This window comes from Mesorhizobium sp. M0563, from assembly GCF_040321065.1.
Lineage (GTDB): Bacteria > Pseudomonadota > Alphaproteobacteria > Rhizobiales > Rhizobiaceae > Mesorhizobium.
Genome location: NZ_JAMYQV010000001.1, coordinates 394,282 through 412,019, shown reverse-complemented (window position 1 = coordinate 412,019; position 17,738 = coordinate 394,282). Strand labels below are relative to the sequence as shown.

Annotated in this window: 12 protein-coding genes; 4 read left to right on the top strand and 8 right to left on the bottom strand. The window is 63.1% G+C overall.

The features are described from left to right. Positions 1 to 92 precede the first annotated feature (92 nt). The 3 genes from NKI50_RS02000 to NKI50_RS01990 form a co-directional block, all read right to left on the bottom strand. Complete coding sequence (locus NKI50_RS02000) at positions 93 to 3,749, bottom strand: SPOR domain-containing protein (RefSeq protein WP_352640581.1); 3,657 nt, start codon at positions 3,747 to 3,749, stop codon at positions 93 to 95. Between the two features lie 103 nt (positions 3,750 to 3,852). After that, positions 3,853 to 5,610, bottom strand: coding sequence for an arginine--tRNA ligase (argS, locus tag NKI50_RS01995; RefSeq protein WP_352495389.1), 1,758 nt, complete (start codon positions 5,608 to 5,610; stop codon positions 3,853 to 3,855). Positions 5,611 to 5,671: 61 nt separating this feature from the next. Then, positions 5,672 to 6,886 carry a deoxyguanosinetriphosphate triphosphohydrolase gene (locus NKI50_RS01990; RefSeq protein ID WP_352495390.1) on the bottom strand — a complete coding sequence of 405 codons (1,215 nt, stop codon included), beginning with the start codon at positions 6,884 to 6,886 and terminating at the stop codon, positions 5,672 to 5,674. A gap of 73 nt (positions 6,887 to 6,959) precedes the next feature. Here NKI50_RS01990 and erpA point away from each other — a divergent pair, with 73 nt between their 5' ends. The 4 genes from erpA (at position 6,960) to NKI50_RS01970 (ending at position 8,916) form a co-directional block, all read left to right on the top strand. Then, positions 6,960 to 7,307: an iron-sulfur cluster insertion protein ErpA gene (gene erpA, locus NKI50_RS01985; RefSeq protein ID WP_352467016.1), complete on the top strand. Its 348-nt coding sequence runs from the start codon at positions 6,960 to 6,962 to the stop codon at positions 7,305 to 7,307. A gap of 2 nt (positions 7,308 to 7,309) precedes the next feature. Then, positions 7,310 to 7,699: a VOC family protein gene (locus NKI50_RS01980; protein ID WP_352495391.1), complete on the top strand. Its 390-nt coding sequence runs from the start codon at positions 7,310 to 7,312 to the stop codon at positions 7,697 to 7,699. A gap of 30 nt (positions 7,700 to 7,729) precedes the next feature. Next, complete coding sequence (gene xth / locus NKI50_RS01975) at positions 7,730 to 8,524, top strand: exodeoxyribonuclease III (RefSeq protein ID WP_023720052.1); 795 nt, start codon at positions 7,730 to 7,732, stop codon at positions 8,522 to 8,524. Positions 8,525 to 8,601: 77 nt separating this feature from the next. Further along, on the top strand, positions 8,602 to 8,916 hold the full coding sequence (locus NKI50_RS01970; protein WP_023720051.1) for a hypothetical protein: 315 nt from the start codon (positions 8,602 to 8,604) through the stop codon (positions 8,914 to 8,916). A gap of 24 nt (positions 8,917 to 8,940) precedes the next feature. Here NKI50_RS01970 and NKI50_RS01965 read toward each other — a convergent pair whose 3' ends face one another. The 5 genes from NKI50_RS01965 to NKI50_RS01945 all read right to left on the bottom strand — a co-directional run bounded on the left by NKI50_RS01965 (position 8,941) and on the right by NKI50_RS01945 (position 17,594). Continuing rightward, entirely contained in the window at positions 8,941 to 9,777 is an 837-nt protein-coding gene (locus tag NKI50_RS01965) for a tetratricopeptide repeat protein (RefSeq protein ID WP_023678939.1), read from the bottom strand. After that, the gene (gene ilvD / locus NKI50_RS01960) at positions 9,764 to 11,488 is read right to left on the bottom strand and encodes a dihydroxy-acid dehydratase (RefSeq protein WP_352640578.1); all 1,725 of its coding nucleotides are present in this window, start codon (positions 11,486 to 11,488) and stop codon (positions 9,764 to 9,766) included. Before ilvD ends, NKI50_RS01965 begins: the two co-directional genes overlap by 14 nt. 279 nt (positions 11,489 to 11,767) lie before the next feature. Then, entirely contained in the window at positions 11,768 to 12,988 is a 1,221-nt protein-coding gene (locus NKI50_RS01955; protein WP_352482115.1) for an OmpP1/FadL family transporter, read from the bottom strand. A 403-nt stretch (positions 12,989 to 13,391) separates the two neighbouring features. Beyond that, a complete protein-coding gene (locus NKI50_RS01950) occupies positions 13,392 to 16,175 on the bottom strand; it encodes a valine--tRNA ligase (RefSeq protein WP_352640577.1) in 2,784 nt (927 codons plus the stop codon). Between the two features lie 534 nt (positions 16,176 to 16,709). Continuing rightward, positions 16,710 to 17,594, bottom strand: a complete 885-nt coding sequence (locus NKI50_RS01945; RefSeq protein ID WP_352640576.1) for a PopZ family protein — start codon at positions 17,592 to 17,594, stop codon at positions 16,710 to 16,712. Positions 17,595 to 17,738: the final 144 nt, after the last annotated feature.

The following is a 17,738-nucleotide window of genomic DNA, read 5'->3' as shown; positions in this document are numbered from 1 at the left end:
CAAAGGGAATCGCCCGCAATTGCCTCCAGGGATTTCCGTTCACGCAAAAAAGCCGGCGCGAGCGCCGGCTTTTCGAGAGGTTTTTGGTGCCGCTAGTGGGACACGAAGCAATTGCCGCCGGCAGCCTTGTAGCTGGTGCACAGTTTGATCGCCTCGTTGCGCGACTGCGCTGGAACGCGGACGCGGTAGAAGGTGCCCTTGCCGGCAATTTCGGCCTTGACGATGTTGGCGGTGCGGCCGGAAAGCACGCTGCCGTAGCGGCGCTGCAGATCCTGATAAGTCGACTGGGCGCTTTCGACTGTCGGCTGCGAAGCGATCTGTATCGACCACGAACCAGCGCCGGCCGCGGCCGGATCGATGGAAGCAACCTGATCGGGCTTGACTTCGCCGACTACGTCGACCGGCTGGTCGGACGGACGCTGCGGCGCCACTGGGACCGTGGCCGGGGTGTTGGCGGACTGCTTGCTGGCTGAGGGCTGGGCCTTGGCTTCGGCCTTGGTGTCGGGCTTGGGCGCCGGCTGCAGCTTGGTGGTTTCGGCCTGATCGCCACTCGCCTGATCGCCACTCGGCTGGTCACCAATCTTCTGATCGCCAATCTTCGGATCACTTGTCATCTGCTCGATCAGGGGCACGGTGCCAGTCTGCGCGGCGGCGTCGGCCTGGGCCGACGGAGCCACGTGCTGCGGCGCCGGATCTGCCGGCTCGGCAGCAGCCATCTGCGGGGCGGCAGGCGCCGGATCCTCGCGCGCCACCAGCGAGCCGTCAGGTTTCACGACCATGGTCCGTACCTTGCGCGGCGCAACGGCGACGATCTCGGGGTTGGCACCCTTCTCGGCCTCCTGCAGAACCTGCGCGATGCGATCCTCGGACTTGGGCGCCGGTGCGGCGGCAGTTTCGGTACCGCCAGCGGCATTGGCGCCAAGCGCATCGGTGTCAGGCGCGTTGGTATCAGGCGCGTTGATACCAGAGGCGTTGGTGTCGGACGCCACTGTGCCGGGCGCGTCGAGATCGTCCGCGGCGTCGGGGTCATTGGGCGAAAGATCGACGACGCGGCTCTCCGGTTCGTTGGCTTTCAGGTCCACAGGCTCTTCGGTGTTGGTGACCAGCTTCTGCTGAACGGGCTCGGCGGGCTTGGCGCCCTTGACCACAGCGTCATAGACCTTGTTGTCCTGGTTCGGCACGACGGCGCCGCCTGGATTTTCCGGCTTGATCTTGATCGGCCTGTTGTCGGCCTTGACGATAACCGGCGCATCGCCGTCGCTCTTGCCGCCGAGGGTCAACGCAAAGGCGCCAAGGCCTCCGGCGATCGCCACCGCGCCGACTATCGCTCCTATCAGCAGCCCGCGCCTGCGCGGCCGCCTTTCGGCCTCGCGTTCGGCGAGGCCCGGGACCGACATCTCGTCGTCCAGTTCGGGATCGTAGTCGAGCTCATCGAAGGTGAAATCGTCGGCTTGCGAAACCGGCTGGCCACCGGGCAATGGGCCCAGATCGAAACCGTCCGCTGCATCGGCATAGGAAGCGGCCGCCGCGCTGACGGGGGCTTCCGCAGGCTTGGCGCCATAGGCGCGCGTCTCGCCACGATCTTGCTTATAACCAGACGCAAAGCCCGCATCGTATTCATCGTCATAGCCAGCACTGCGCACCGGGGCAGGCGCTATATCCGTGGCATTCATTTCGGTGAGAAGGCTGGCAAAATCGGCATCAAGATCGTCGTAGGCGGGCGCCACCGGCTCGTCATCGTCGAAGTTGAGCTCCGGAATGTCGAGATCGTCCGCCAGCGCCACGACGCGCTCGGGCACGTCGACCGTCTCGACATCGGGCATCTCGTCATACGCGGAAGGCTGTTGATGCGAGGTTGGTGCAGCTTCCGTGTAGGCGGGCCGATCTTCATAGGACGGCCTCTCTTCACGGGATGCCTGGCCTTCATAGGACGGCGCCTCTTCGACCGGTGCGGCCCGATAGGACGGCGCCGCAGCCGGCTGCGGCGGTGGTGCCGGACGCGCCGAAGCCACCGGCTGGCCTGCAAAAGCGGGCTGAGGCTGTGCGACCGGCGTCACGCGGCTCCACGAGCGGGCCGGCTCGGGCGGCGTGGCGCGTGTCGTCAGCCAGTTCAGCGCATCGAGCGGATCTTCTTCGGAAGCAGCTGCGGCACTCTTGTCGGCCGAGTCATGATCCAGGCCGATATTCCTGGCGAAATCGGCATCGAGCGCATCATTGTCCAAATCATCCGCAGGTCCGGCAGCGGCTTCAACACCGAAATCCTCGCCTTCAAGCTCATCGAAGAGGACACTGCCAAGATCGGCATCATCGGCGGCACTGGACTGCTGCGGCTCAGCGGGCTCGTGCTCGTCGAGTTCCCAATCCAGCTCGTCGACAGGATGCACCGGTTCGTTGGTGACGTCTTCAGCCGCCACCATGGGCTGTTCAGCAGCCACTGCTGGCTCCTGAATTGCGGGCGCCACGGGCTGCTGAGCAGCAGCCATCACAGGCTTCTGGGCAGGCTGCTGGCTTGTCTGAGGTTCGTTGGCCGCTTGTGCCGGCCGTGTGCTCATTGCACCCAGCAGCGCGTTCAGCTCGTCTTCCAGGCTGCGTTCCTCAGCCACTGGGGCTGTCGGGACGACAGCGGCCGGCGCCACTGGTTCGGCCGCAACCTGCGCCACGGGCTCTTCGACGTCCTCCGCAAGCGCATCGTCGAGGCCCAGATCGAAATGGTCGTCGAACGCCGCTTCAGCAGCCGTGCCGGAAAGCTCGACGGCCTCTGGTTCTTCGATTTCGGCAGGCTCGTTCGGGCGAACGTCTAAGTCCATGTCGACGTCGGCCATGGCATCATCGAAATGGCCGGCAAAATTCTCATCGGCCGCCTCAACCGGGGATGCCGGGGCGGCGACCGCCGGCTCCTGCTCGTCGAACATCAGCTCGTCTTCGAGCGAGCTCGCAACGGCATCGTCGAACTCGTCATCGAACGCAGGCGCGGCGGCTTGCGCGGCGGTTTCAACGGCGACGGCCTGCTCCATCGGCTCATGCTCTTCGAGCATCAGCTCGTCTTCGAGCGAGTTGGCCACGGCGTTGTCGAACTCATTGTCGAAGGCAGGCTCGTCGTCGAAGGCGGGCTCGTCGACCGGCGCGTATGCATCGGCTGCGGCCCTAGGTCCGTCCTCGCCCGTCGCCCCGATCTTGCCCGTCACATCGTCGTCGAGCCGAAAATCCTGGTCGACAGGGCCGGCAAGTTCGTCGTCACTCGACAAGTCGTCCTCGAACGGCGACACGTCTTCGAGCGAGCCGGCGACGGCGTTATCGAACTCGTCGTCGAACTCCGACTCGACAGCGGGAGCGAACGACCTTTCGGGGCCGGAGGCAATTTCGTCGGCGGCAACAGGAGCGGCCGCAACAGGAGCAGCATCATCCACCGCACTGTCGTCGAACGCGAAATCCTGTTCGAACGAGGCGGCAAGCGCGTCCTCCATCCCATCCGTGGTAGCCGGTTCGGATGCCGGCTCGCGAAGCTCGACAGGGGAAGCATTGTCATTGGCGTCGGCGCCGAACTCGCCCATCAACTCCTTCTCGAGATCGATGTCGAAATCGGCCTCGCCCTCCGGCGGCCCGGCGGCAGCGGCTTTCGGCTGGGCCGGCGTTTGCGGTTTGACCGGTTGGCGCGGGTCGAACCCCATGATCCTGGTCAGTTCCGCGAACGGATCATCGTTGGCGATGTCGTTGTGGTCGGCTGCTCTCAGCTGGGTTCTGTCTGCCATTATTGTTCCCGAACTCGCACTCATTCGGACGCCATGGACGTCGCGTAGGGTTGGCCCTTACCAGCGCAATGTGGGCAAAAGGTGACAGGTTTTTTACTCAAACCTAACGCATTTCGGTGGGCGCATTGGCTCCGATCAGCGTCAGGCCGGACGTCAAAACGTCCGAAACAGCCTGCACCAGCCCTAGTCTGGCATGCGTCAATTGTCGGTCGTTAACCTTAACAAAACGTAAGTCAGGATTATCGGTGCCGCGGTTCCAGTGTCCGTGGAAGCTGGAAGCGAGTTCGTAGAGGTAGAATGCCAGCCGGTGGGGCTCAAGCGCGAGCGCCGCGGCTTCGATCAGCCGCGGATATTCGGCAAGCTTTCTGATCAGGCCGATCTCACCCTCGTCGGTCAGCAAAGCCACTTCGGCGGCCAGCTGGTTGCGGTCGAACATGGCCTCGCCCAATTGCTCGCTTGCCTGCCGGAACACCGAATGGCAGCGCGCCGAGGCATACTGCACGTAGAACACGGGATTGTCCTTCGACTGCTCGGTCACCTTGGCGAAGTCGAAATCGAGCGGCGCGTCGTTCTTGCGGTAGAGCATCATGAAGCGGATCGGGTCGCGGCCGACCTCCTCGACCACTTCACGCAAGGTCACGAACTCGCCCGACCGCTTCGACATGCGCACCGGCTCACCGGCGCGAAACAGCCTCACCAGCTGGCAAAGCAGCACGGTAAGCTTGACCTCGTCGCCGGCAATCGCCCGGGCAAGCGCTTCCAGCCGTTTCACATAGCCGCCATGATCGGCGCCAAGCACATAGATCAGGTCAACGAAGCCGCGATCGACCTTGTCCTTGAGGTAAGCGACATCGGCAGCGAAATAGGTGAAGGTACCGTCCGACTTGACCAGCGCCCGGTCCATGTCGTCGCCGACCGCGGTCGAGCGGAACAGCGTCTGCTCGCGGTCCTCCCACTCGTCCGGCTTCTCGCCCTTGGGCGGCGGCAGCTTGCCCTTGTAGATGTGGCCCTTCAGCGTCAGGTCGCTGATCGCCGAGCGGATCTTCTTCGCATTGTTGGCATGCAGCGTCCGCTCGGAAAAGAAGACGTCGTGATGCACGTTGAGCAGCGCCAGATCCTCGCGGATCATCGCCATCATCGCGTCGATCGTCCTGTCCTTGACGATGGCAAGTGCCTCCTCGTCCGGCATCTGCAGTAGGGAGCGGCCGAATTCGCTGGCCAACGCCTGACCAACGGGGATCAGATAGTCGCCTGGATAAAGCCCGGCCGGAATCTCGCCGATCTCATCGCCAAGCGCCTCGCGGTAGCGCAGGATGACCGAGCGTCCGAGCACGTCGATCTGCGAACCGGCATCGTTGATGACATATTCCTTGGTCACGTCGTAACCGGCGAAGGCCATCAGGTTGGCGAGCGCGTCGCCGACCACGGCACCCCGGCAATGGCCGACATGCATCGGCCCGGTCGGGTTGGCCGAGACATACTCGACATTGGTTTTCTTGCCGCCGCCGACTGTCGAGCGGCCGTAATTGCGGCCCTCGCCGAGCAGCGCCGTCAGATGTGCCTGCCAGAAGTCGTCCTTGAGCTTGAGATTGACGAAGCCCGGGCCGGCGATCTCGGCGGCCGCGATATCCTCGTCGGCGCGCAGCGCCTCGGCCAGCCTTTCGGCCAGCGCGCGCGGGTTCTGGCCGGTCGGCTTGGCCAACACCATGGCAGCGTTGGTGGCGAGATCGCCATGGCTGGCATCGCGCGGCGGCTCGACGGCGATGCGCGACAGATCCGGCGGCACGCCATCCTTGTCTTTCAAATCAAGCGCTTCGACGGCCTTTATGATTCGCGCGTTGAAATCGGCGAAGATGTTCATTGCTATGGCTCTGACGGTTTTGCAGGGATCCGGCTCGTTGGCCGGCAAAATCGCGCCCGCCCTAGCTCAAATCCGGCGTATGGTCAAACAAACGCCTGTGTTCCTTGAGTGCATAAGTGTCCGTCATGCCAGCCAGGAAATCGGCAACACTGCGCGCCTTGACGCGATCCTCCGCCCGATCGAGCCCTTCGCGCCAGCCATCCGGCATGGCGCGCGGATCGGCGAAATAGACGTCGAACAGGTCCCTGACGATCTGGTCGGCGTCGGCGCGCACCCGCATGACCTCCGCGTGCCGATAGAGATGCTTGTAGAGAAAGGCCTTCAGCTCCTTTTCCGATACGGCCGTCTCGGCGGAGAAGCTCACCATCGTCTCGCCGGCCGCCCTTACCGCCTCGGCGCTGTCGGGCTTGATGCGCGCCAGATTGGCCGTCGTCGAGACGATCACGTCCTCGACCATGATAGTGATCTGCCGGCGCATCAGCTCGTGGCCGGTGCGTACGTCATCGAGCGCCGGATAGCGCTCACGCACCCCCTTGAGGATCGACCCCGGCAGCGAGAGGTCCTCCAGCATGTCCAGCGTCAGCAGCCCTGCCCTCAGCCCGTCGTCGATGTCATGGGTGTTGTAGGCGATGTCGTCGGCAATCGCCGCGCACTGCGCCTCGATACCGGCGAAGCGGTCGAGCTCGAGGTCGTGCAGTTCGGAATAGTCGCGGATCGCCTGCGGCACCGGCCCCTTCAGCCCTTTGCCCTTGGCATCGGTCAGTGGGCCATTGTGCTTGACCAGCCCCTCCAGCGTTTCCCAGGTGAGGTTCAGCCCATCGAACTCGGCATAGCGCCGCTCCAGCCGCGTCACCACGCGCAGCGATTGCGCATTGTGGTCGAAGCCGCCCCAGGCGGCCATCTTCTCGTTCAGCGCGTCCTCGCCGGTATGGCCGAAGGGTGTGTGGCCGAAGTCGTGCACCAGGGCCACCGCCTCGGCCAGGTCCTCGTCGCCGCGCAGTGCCCGCGCCAGAGCGCGTGCAATTTGCGCCACCTCGATCGAATGCGTCAGCCTTGTGCGGTAATGGTCGCCTTCGTGTGCGACGAACACTTGCGTCTTGTGCTTCAGCCGGCGGAACGCCGTCGAATGGATGATGCGGTCGCGGTCGCGCTGGAACGGCGTGCGCGTCGGGCTTTCCACCTCGTCGAACAGCCGGCCGCGCGACTTCGCCGGGTCGCTGGCATAGGCCGCGCGCGGCCGATAGCCGAATCCGATGTCGCCCAACTCGTTGGTCATAGCGTATGCCGCAGTTGACTTGCCCCGTCGCGCTTCATACCTATCATACGAAACCGAAAGCAAGGTGACGCCCATGGGCGCTGATGCCAAGACCGCCATGAAAGTCGAGATGACCGACGCCGCCGCCAAGCGGATCGCCAAGATCGTGGCGAGCGAAGCCGGCAAGACGGCCCTGCGCGTCTCGGTCGAGGGCGGCGGCTGTTCCGGCTTCTCCTACAAGTTCGATCTGGTCGATAGGCGCAATGATGACGACGTCGCCATCGAGAAGGACGGCGCAACCGTGCTGATCGACGACCTGTCGCTGGTCTATATGGGCGGCTCGGTGATCGATTTTGTCGACGATCTGATGGGCCAGTCGTTCCAGATCAGGAACCCCAATGCGGTCGCCTCCTGCGGCTGCGGCACCAGCTTCTCGATCTAGAAATGCCCGACATCGGCGCGGTCCGTCAGATCGCGCTTTCCGCCGGACGCGATCTCGACGCAACGCTGGCCTTCTGGCGCGAGGTGCTCGGCATGAGTCTGCATGCGCGTTTCGATCCTCCAGGCATCGCCTTCATCATGGCAGGTGACGTGCGCCTGCTTTTCACCGACGGCCTGCCGGCCGGCACCGTCTATCTCGACATATCGGACCTCGAAGAGTTCCACGCTTCGGCAAGGGCCGCCGGTGTTCCCTTCACCGCGCCGCCGGCGCTCGTCCATCGCGACACCGAAGGCCTGTTCGGCCAGGCGGGGGAAAGCGAGTGGATGGCCTTCCTAAAGGACCCGGCAGGCAATACGATCGGCCTTGTCGAACGTCACCCGCCGGATCGCTAGTCTCCGGACCACCAGCCTATCGAGGACGTCATGAAAATCGTCACCTGGAACATCAACGGCGTCCGCGCCCGCATCGGCAATTTGACCCATTGGCTGACGGAAAGCGCGCCCGACATCGCCTGCCTGCAGGAGATCAAGACGGTCGACGAGCAATTTCCTCGCGCCGAGATCGAGGCGCTCGGCTACAATGTCGAGACCTACGGCCAAAAAGGCTTCAACGGCGTCGCCATCCTGTCGAAGCTGCGTTTCGACGAGGTCAATCGCGGCTTGCCGGGCGACGATGCCGACGAGCAGGCGCGTTTCATCGAAGGCGTGTTCTCGACCGACAAGGGCGCCTTGCGGGTTGCCTCTATCTATCTGCCGAACGGCAACCCAATCGACGACGAGAAGAAGTTCTCCTACAAGCTTTCCTGGATGACGCGGCTGGAGCGCTGGGCCGAGGAGCGGCTTGCACTGGAAGAGCCGCTGGTCCTGGCCGGCGACTACAATGTCATTCCTGAGCCGGCCGATGCGAAATATCCGGAAAACTGGCTAAGCGACGCGCTGTTCCAGCCCGCAACGCGGCAGGCGTTCCGGCGGCTGAAGAATCTCGGCTTCACCGAAGCCGTGCGTGCCGTCACCGACGCCCCCGACGTCTTTACGTTCTGGGACTATCAGGCCGGCGCCTGGCAGAAGAACAACGGCATCCGCATCGACCACCTGCTTCTGTCGCCCGAAGCCGCCAATTGGTTTTCCTCGGCTTCGATCGAAAAACAGGTGCGCGCCTGGGAAAAACCCTCCGACCATGTGCCGGTGGCGATCGATCTGGCGCTGCGGCCGGCCTGATCGGAGCTGCTGTCCGGCGGCACATTGAGAAGTTGACCTCTTATCGCCACAAATCGCGCGCTTGATGAGAAATCATCATGGTGGCTGGGGTTCCCATGACTATCCGACTTGCACTTTGCACGTGTGCCGCGGCGCTCGCTTTTGGCGCGATGCCGGCCGTTGCCGCTCCGCTATGCCTTGCCAATGGCAAATCGTTCCAGATCGGTCAAATGGCCTGCCTGACACTTGCCGGACAAAGCCACCTCGCCCGCTGCGAGATGGTGCTCAACAACACGTCCTGGACAAAGCAGCGGGACGGCTGCCCGGAGAACACACTGGCCCCGCATCTGCAAGGCACGCCGATATCAACACCGGCGCCCGGCGGCGTGCCGGCGAAACCGACCGAGAACTGATTTAAATCGACAAATCCCGCCGGCCTACTGGTCGCCGCCACCCTTGGTCAGGATGTCGTCGGCCAGCGAAATCGCGGTGCGACGGTCGGCTTCGCCGGCGGCGGCAAACGCTTCTTCCTGCATGCCGCGGATCCATGGCTGGTCGGCGGGTGAGGCTCGTTCGAGTGCCGCGGTCATCATCGCCAGCCCGCGGACGATCTTGCCGCTTTGGAAAAGCAGGTTGCCGAGCGTCGCCTGCGCGCCCGCATGGCCCTTTTCGGCCGCCAGCTGGAACCAGCGTCCGGCCTGCTTGACGCTGGCCTTGACGCCGCCCTCGCCCTTGAGGAACATCTGGCCCATCTCGAACTGGGCGTTCGGATTGCGGTAGTTGGCGGCGGCACGCATGTAATATTCCTGGGCCGCCACCTCGTTCTCCTCGACGGGGCTGCCGGGAATGCCTTTCCTCAGATAGTCGCCAAGCGCCACCAGCGCGTCCGAAACATAGCTTTCCTCGGGCGAACCGGGCTCGACGTCCTGGTCGACGATCTCGCTGAAGAACTTGAACGCCGCGTAGTCGTCTCGCGCCACGCCATCGCCTTCGGCATACATGCGCGCAAGCTTCCAGGTGGCGCCGATCTGGCCGTTCTCGGCGGCATATTTGTAGGCTTCCGCGGCCTGCTCCTTATGGCCGTTCTTGTAAGCGGAAAAGCCGAACTGGAACACCGCCCACGGGCTCGACTGCGGCTTCACGCCGGTCTTGTCGTCGAACACCTTGTCGTCGAAGGCCATGGCCTGGCCGACGGCGCCTAAGGTCGCGCCAAACGTGGCGAGCGCAACCAGTGCCGAAAGGACAGACGACCTCAACAACTCAGATGTCCGCATAGCAGTGTGTTTCTTTGGCACCGCCCGGATGGGTGACCGCGCCGTCGCGGGCAGATCCGACCGTCTGTGCGTATTTCCAGATCGCGCCCGACTGATAGTCGGTCGTGCGCGCCTTCCATGCTTTTGCCCTCGCCGCCAGTTCGGCTTTGGACAATGCAACCTCGATCGTGCCGTTCACCGCATCGATCGAGATCAAGTCGCCGTCTTTCAGAAGCCCGATCGGGCCACCGACGGCCGCTTCCGGCCCGACATGGCCGATGCAGAAACCGCGCGTCGCGCCAGAAAAACGCCCGTCGGTGATGAGCGCCACCTTGCCGCCCATGCCCTGGCCGTAGAGAGCCGCCGTCGTCGACAGCATTTCGCGCATGCCCGGGCCGCCGCGCGGACCCTCGTAACGGATGACGAGAACCTCGCCTTCGCTATAGTTACGGCGCGTAACCGCGTCGAAACATTCCTCTTCCGAATCGAAGCAGCGCGCCGGACCCGAGAATTTGAGTTCCGCCATGCCTGCGACCTTCACGATCGCGCCTTCGGGGGCAAGGTTACCCTTCAAGCCCACGACCCCGCCGGTCTGGGTAATCGGCTTGTTGGCGGGACGGACCACATCCTGGCTGTCATTCCAGGAAACATGTTCCATATTTTCGGCCAAAGTGCGGCCGGTCACCGTCCGGCAATCGCCATGAAGATAGCCATGGTCGAGCAGCGTCTTCATCAAGAGCGGAATGCCGCCGGCCTCGAACATGTCCTTGGCGACGTATTTGCCGCCCGGCTTGAGGTCGGCGATGTAGGGTGTCTTTTCGAATATCCTGGCCACGTCGAAAAGGTCGAACTTTATCCCGGCTTCGTGCGCGATCGCCGGCAGATGCAGCGCCGCGTTGGTCGAGCCGCCGGTGGCCGAGACCACGGTCGCGGCATTTTCCAACGCTTTCATAGTAACGATGTCGCGAGGGCGGATGTTCCTTGCGATCAACTCCATGATCTTTTCGCCGGAAGCGAAATTGAAGCGGTCGCGCATCTCGTAGGGTGCCGGCGCGCCGCAGGAATAGGGCAGCGCCAGGCCGATCGCCTCAGCGACGGTGGCCATGGTGTTGGCGGTGAACTGGGCGCCGCAGGAGCCGGCCGACGGACACGCGGCTTGCTCGATTTCTAGCAGTTCGGCGTCGCCGATGGTGCCGACCGAATGCTGGCCAACCGCCTCGAATACGTCCTGCACGGTGATCTGCCGGCCACGGTAGCTGCCGGGCAGGATCGAGCCGCCATAGATGAAGATGGACGGCACGTTGAGGCGCACCATAGCCATCATCATGCCGGGCAGCGACTTGTCGCAACCGGCCAGGCCGACCAGCGCATCGTAGCAATGGCCGCGCATGGTAAGCTCGACTGAATCGGCGATGACCTCGCGTGACACCAGCGACGACTTCATGCCCTGGTGGCCCATGGCGATGCCGTCGGTGACGGTGATGGTGCAGAATTCGCGCGGCGTGCCTTTGGCGGCCGCCACGCCCTTCTTGACCACTTGCGCCTGGCGCATCAGTGAGATGTTGCAAGGTGCGGCCTCGTTCCAGCAGGTGGCGACACCAACCAGCGGCTGCGCGATCTCGGCCGCCGACAGCCCCATCGCATAGAGGTAGGAGCGATGCGGCGCCCGCTCGGGACCAACGGTCACGTGACGGCTTGGCAGCTTGGCCTTGGAGATCGCTCTGGCGTCCATACTCGTCCTTGCCGCGGGCGGTGCGGCCTGTCTCTTCGCCTAGCCTTTTGGCGCGTGTCCCGAGACAAGTTCGAGGTGCGCCGGGTTTATGGCGGGAAATGGGCAATGTTCCCAGGCGGCCGGGTGGCGCGAGGGTTGTTCAGAAACTGTTGCCAAAACGTCACAATTACAGCAGCGAACATCACGTGCGCCGGTTGCTGCGCTGGCCGGATGCCGAACGACGCACCCAACAAAACGACCGGGCAGTGCCCGGCCGTTTTGTCGTTTAAAAATTTGTAGTTAGAACTTGATCTTGACGGAAGCCGAACCGGCGAGAAGTAGGTCGTTGCCGTAGGTATAGGTGACGGCATTTGCCACGTCGCCGACACCGCTGAAAGTCGATGACCCGCTCGTCAGCACACCGATCGAGCCGCCGAGCCTGACCTCGACCTGGTCGTTCGGCGAATAGGAGACGCCGCTGGCCACGGCCCAGGTATCCGACTGATAGCCGGAGGTCGTCGAGGTGCCGCGATCCCAGGTCAGCGAAACCACGCCCGACAATTGGTCGGTGAACTTGTGACCGATACCGCCCGTGATCGTCCAGCCGTCGCGATAAAGCAGGTCGAATGAAACGGGCGAGGGAGCACCGGTTACCGGACTGCGCACGCCATTGATGGCAATGACGCCAAGCTTGCTCCACTCCTGCCAGCGGATGGAACCAAAGGCCAGCCAGCCAGGAGCTATACCGCTCTGCAGCTTGAATTCCAGAGCCTGAGGTATCTCGGCCGACGCCGAGACTGGGTACACGCCGGTAGAGCCAGGAACCAGATCCGCTGGAAAGGCGCCCCTGAAGCCGGTCGTGTCGACCGTTCCCGACAGCCCGTCATATTTATAGCTGGAAGAGTACATCAGGCTGGCGCGCAGAGCGATCTCGGGGATCTCATAGGCTGCGCCCGCACGCCAACCCCATGCCTCGTCGGACAGCTTGAAGACGCCGAGGCCGGTATTGCCGAAGGCGAGCAGTGTCTGGCGGGACAGAAACGCGTCGACCTGCTGGTAGGAGACACCGCCAATGAATCGTATGGCGCCCTTGCCGACGTTCACCTTGTAAGAGCAGGTGAGACCGAAATCGTCTGTGTCGACGGAGTATTTGACCGCTGTCGGCGAATAGGCGTTGTTCATGCCGAAATTTGCGTCCGCACCATACGGTCTGGTATAGGTGGCAAGACAGTCTACGGGCTCAAAGATGTTGGCCTTGATGCCGACATGCGGCACCGCATAGTCGCCACCAACATCCACCGCCGACGTCGACAGCCCCGAGCCGTCCAGACGCTGCACATTTTTGAGCGTGCGTTGGGGCGAAACATAGGTGACGCCTGCATCGAACGAATATGGCGCCGCGTCGAACAGCTGGTCGATGTTGACGCCGCCCCGGTCAAAGCCTCCGGAGTGCGCCGTCCCGACCAAAGCCAGCGAAAAGGCCGCTGCGCCCAGCAGCGCTTTCAGACGCGAATAACACATGAATCTCCTCCCCGAATGTCATTCCATCAAGCTAGAACCAATTCAGGTTAATGGCGCAACAACGAATTCGCCGTGCGTACATGTACACCCTGGCCGAACGCATTTCCGACAAGGTGTCGGCCTTCTCGACAAGGCGGGAAAATGGCTGGCTCGGTACAAATCAATGAGAAAAATCGGGAAAATCGCCTAAAATCACGACAAAACTGGGCATTTCGCGTGCGCAGCCACCCATTGTTACATTATGGCAACAATGGGGCAAAAACATTCAGTTTGCCTCAAGATTTACGCTGCGGAATGCCTGTTTTCGTGGCAGGAAGCCCATCTGGAAAGCAGATTCGTGACCCGGCGAATCTGCTCGATCAGCCGGCCCAATTTGCTCTATCAGCCGGCCCAATTTGTTCGATCAGCCGGCATCGCGCACCCGCGTCAATGCCACCGAAAGCTTCTCTTGCGCCTCGCGATATTCGGCGAGTTTTTCGCGCTCGGCCTCCACCACCTCGTCCGGTGCGTTGGCGACGAATTTCTCGTTGGACAGCTTCTTGTAAAGCCGCGCAATTTCCTCGGTCACCTTGGCAAGTTCCTTCTGCAGGCGCGCTGCCTCGGCTGTAACGTCGATCAGGCTGCCGAGCGGCAGGCAGATGGTCGCCTCGTTGACGACGATCTGGGCGGAGCCCTTGGGCGCCGCATCGACCAGCGAGATGTCGCCGACCCGCGCCAGCCGCTTGATGGCCGATGCCTGGCGCTCAAGCCTTTGGTGGGTCGTTTCATTGGCACCGATCACCATCAGGGGCGCGATCGCTGCCGGCGGCACGTTCATTTCCGAACGCACCGAGCGGATGCCGGAGACGAGATCGACCAGCCAGTTGATATCGGCGGCGGCCTCCTCGTCCTCGAAGTCGGGCGACGGCCAAGCCGCATGACAAAGCAGCGACGGCCGTTGCCTGCCTTCGCCGGCGGTTTCGGCCCACAGTTCCTCGGTCATGAACGGCATCATCGGATGCAGCAGCTTGTAGATCTCGTCCAGCACGAAGGCGACGCATGCCCTGCTCTCGGCCTTGGCGGCCTCGTCGGTGCCCATGAACACCGGCTTCAGCAGTTCCAGGTACCAGTCGCAGAACTGGTTCCAGACGAACCGGTAGGCAGCACCCGCCGCCTCGTTGAAGCGGTACGAGGTGATGCCGTCGGTTATGTCGCGCGCGGCTCGCGTCAGCTCCGTCAGGATCCAGCGGTTGACCGCCAGCTTGGCGTCCTGCAGCCAGAAATCGTCGTCGCGCGCCACTTCGTTCATCTCGGCGAAGCGCGTCGCGTTCCACAGCTTGGTGCCGAAATTGCGATAGCCGGCAATGCGGGCCGGATCGAGCTTAACGTCGCGCCCTTGCGCTGCCATCACCGTCAAGGTGAAGCGCAGCGCATCGGCGCCATATTCGTCGATGAGGTCGAGCGGATCGATGACGTTGCCTTTCGACTTCGACATCTTCTGTCCATTCTTGTCGCGAACCAGCGCATGCACATAAACGGTATGAAACGGCTCCTGGTCCATGAAATGCAGGCCCATCATCATCATGCGGGCGACCCAGAAGAAGATGATGTCGAAACCGGTGACCAGCACGTCGGTCGGGTAATAGGTCTTCAGCTCCGGCGTCTGGTCCGGCCAGCCGAGCGTCGAGAACGGCCACAGCGCCGACGAGAACCATGTGTCGAGCACGTCCTCGTCGCGGGTCAGGATCTCGCCAGGCTGGAAATTCTCGAGTTTGTCCTCGACCCAGGCCTTCCACGGCCCTTCCAGCGCCAGATAATATTCGACGGCGGCACCGAGCGCTTCTTCCTCGGTCTTTTCGACAAAGACATGCCCGTCCGGCCCGTACCAGGCAGGGATCTGGTGGCCCCACCAGAGCTGGCGCGAAATGCACCAGGGCTGGATGTTCTCCATCCAGTCGAAATAGGTCTTTTCCCAGTTTTTGGGCACGAAATTGGTACGGCTCTCGCGCACCGAGGCGATCGCCGGCTTGGCCAGTTCCGCCGCATTGACATACCACTGGTCGGTCAGAAACGGCTCGATCGGCACGCCGCCGCGGTCGCCGTGCGGCACCGCATGGCGATGCGGCTCGACCTTTTCGAGAAAGCCGCCCGCCTCCATCAGCTCGACGATCTTCTTGCGCGCATCGAAACGGTCCAGGCCATCGAGGCCGTCCCAGACGGCCTGGCGCTCCGGCGTCACTTCCAGCCCGGCCAGAAAGTCCTCATTGTCCTTGAGGCTCACCGCCGCATTGACGGTGAGGATGTTGACCGCCGGCAGCCGGTGGCGCTTGCCGACCTCGAAATCGTTGAAGTCATGCGCCGGTGTGATCTTGACCGCACCGCTGCCTTTTTCGGGATCGGAATACTCGTCCGCCACCACCGGGATCTTGCGGCCGACGATCGGCAGGATGAGGTTCTTGCCGACGAGATGCCGGAAACGCTCGTCGTCGGGGTGGACTGCGACAGCCGTATCGCCCAGCATCGTCTCGGGGCGGGTCGTCGCAACGGTGATGAAGGTCTTCGGATTTTCCGGATCGAAGGTCATGCCTTCGATCGGATAGCGGAAGTGCCAGAGGTTGCCGTTGACCTCCTGCTGCTCGACCTCGAGATCCGAGATGGCGGTCAACAGCTTCGGGTCCCAGTTCACAAGGCGCTTGTCCTTGTAGATCAGCCCTTCCTTGTAGAGCGTCACGAACACTTCGAGCACTGCCTTCGACAGGCCCTCGTCCATGGTGAAGCGCTCGCGGCTCCAGTCGGCCGAGGCCCCGAGCCGCTTCAGCTGGTTGAGGATGGCGCCACCGGACTCGGCCTTCCACTCCCACACCTTGTCGATGAACTCATCGCGCGTCAGGTCGCGGCGATGGATCTGCTTTTCCATCAGCTGGCGCTCGACCACCATCTGCGTGGCGATGCCGGCATGATCCATGCCCGGCTGCCACAAGACGTTCTTGCCGCGCATGCGCTCGAAGCGCACCAGAATGTCCTGCAGCGTGTTGTTGAGCGCATGGCCCATATGCAACGAGCCGGTGACGTTCGGCGGCGGGATGACGATGGTGAAGGCTTCAGCCCCCTCCCCGGCGCCGGCACCGGCCCGAAACGCGTCGGCCTCTTCCCAAATCCTGGCAATCTTCGGCTCGACGGCTTTGGCGTCGTAGGTCTTTTCGAGCATGGGAAAACGGTCCGCGCTGTCCGGAATTTGTGGTCCGGTGTAAATCGGAAGGTTGTTGCCAAGTCAACCGCAAGGGCGGCATGGCCGATAGATAGCGCCGGGATGGTTAGGTGCAACTCGCGGAAGTGACGTTGCAAGGCAATCGCTTCAGGTTTGCGCTGCCCCTCATTGCCCTGCCTTGCAGCACTGGTGGTTGGCGAAAGCCAAAGCGTCATCCGATCTCCCTTCTTGCGGGGGAGATGTCCGGCAGGACAGAGGGGGGTGGGAAGGATCGCCACCTTCGACGTCTGTCTTCCCCAATCTCGGAAATTCAATTGCCTGCAGGCGTAGCTGCGATCGTTGAGAGGCCGGAGGGACAGCACCCCCCTCTGCCCTGCCGGGCATCTCCCCCGCAAGGGGGAAGATTGGATGCTTCGCCGATGGCGCCTGTCGGCAGGCGGATGAGGGGCAGCGGCGATTTCGACACCGGAGGGGTGGCGTCCAAACTCAATAAAGACGCCGCCTGGAGACAGCCTTTGGTCCTGGTTTCTGAACTTACTGCGCGCCGCGCGCGACGCGCTCGATTTCCTCGCGCACCAGCCGCTCGACCAGCGTCGGCAGGTTGTTGTCCAGCCAGTCCTGCAGCATCGGCCGCAGCATCTCCTCGGCCATCTCGTCGAAGGTCTTCTTGCTGCGGCTGGCAAATGCGTCTGAAAGCTCGCCGAAGGCGGCGGCAACCTGCCGCCCCGTATGTTCCGAAAGGATCGCCGGCCGAGAGTACGGCGCCTCGCTGGCCGCCGAACTCGCCAATCCCATTTTCGAAGGTCCCGGGCCGATTTTCGAAGGTCCCGGGCCGATTTTCGAAGGTTCCAGGCCGCTTTCCGAAGACTGCGGCCCATTTTCAGAAGGCTCCGGCGCAGGTCCAGCAGTCGCCTCGTCTTCGAAAACCTCGGCTTTTGGCCCGGCGTCCGGCGTCCGGGGTGGCTCGGCCCGGTCCGGCTTGGCCATCGCGTCGCCGACCGCTGCGATCTCGCGCCGCCAATCGGCAATGATGGTGTCCGTCGTCTCGGCAGCCTTGGCCGTCGCAGGCCGATCCGGCTTTGCGGGTGGTTCGGGAGCGGTGTTCACCTCAGCCAGAGTGACCGGCGCTTTTGCCGGGCCGGGACGCACTTCCGTATGCGCATAGACGGGCGCGGATGATGGCTGCACCTCGGCCCGCGTGGCCGGCTTGGCGATCTCCAGTCCGCCGCGCAGTTCGGAACGGAACGCATCGCCCTCCGCTGCCCGCCCGGCTGCCGGCGCCGGTTGCAGATCCTGGCGCAGCTCGTCCGCGTCGCCCGGCTGCTTGCGGCCGGTATCGCTGTCCTCGATGATCCTTCTGATGGAAGCCAGTATCTCTTCCATGGAAGGTTCGCGCTGTACGCTGCTTGCCGTCGCCATCGTCACATCCGCCGCCCTTGTGACTCGTTCTCAGATTTCCTGTCCGGCAATGCCGGATTCGAATCATGGCGACAGCGTAACCGACGGAACGCCCTGCGAGAATCCCCAATCTGGCGACATCTCGGATTTCAACAGATTAGGGTC

Bases quoted from the DNA above. Each gene is read 5' to 3' on its own strand.
- NKI50_RS01980 (WP_352495391.1), top strand. From the start codon at position 7,310: ATGCCCGACATCGGCGCGGTCCGTCAGATCGCGCTTTCCGCCGGACGC.
- NKI50_RS01970 (WP_023720051.1), top strand. From the start codon at position 8,602: ATGGTGGCTGGGGTTCCCATGACTATCCGACTTGCACTTTGCACGTGT.
- NKI50_RS01945 (WP_352640576.1), bottom strand. From the start codon at position 17,594: ATGGCGACGGCAAGCAGCGTACAGCGCGAACCTTCCATGGAAGAGATA.
- argS (WP_352495389.1), bottom strand. From the start codon at position 5,610: ATGAACATCTTCGCCGATTTCAACGCGCGAATCATAAAGGCCGTCGAA.
- NKI50_RS01965 (WP_023678939.1), bottom strand. From the start codon at position 9,777: ATGCGGACATCTGAGTTGTTGAGGTCGTCTGTCCTTTCGGCACTGGTT.
- NKI50_RS02000 (WP_352640581.1), bottom strand. From the start codon at position 3,749: ATGGCAGACAGAACCCAGCTGAGAGCAGCCGACCACAACGACATCGCC.
- ilvD (WP_352640578.1), bottom strand. From the start codon at position 11,488: ATGGACGCCAGAGCGATCTCCAAGGCCAAGCTGCCAAGCCGTCACGTG.
- NKI50_RS01955 (WP_352482115.1), bottom strand. From the start codon at position 12,988: ATGTGTTATTCGCGTCTGAAAGCGCTGCTGGGCGCAGCGGCCTTTTCG.
- xth (WP_023720052.1), top strand. From the start codon at position 7,730: ATGAAAATCGTCACCTGGAACATCAACGGCGTCCGCGCCCGCATCGGC.
- NKI50_RS01990 (WP_352495390.1), bottom strand. From the start codon at position 6,886: ATGACCAACGAGTTGGGCGACATCGGATTCGGCTATCGGCCGCGCGCG.
- erpA (WP_352467016.1), top strand. From the start codon at position 6,960: ATGGGCGCTGATGCCAAGACCGCCATGAAAGTCGAGATGACCGACGCC.
- NKI50_RS01950 (WP_352640577.1), bottom strand. From the start codon at position 16,175: ATGCTCGAAAAGACCTACGACGCCAAAGCCGTCGAGCCGAAGATTGCC.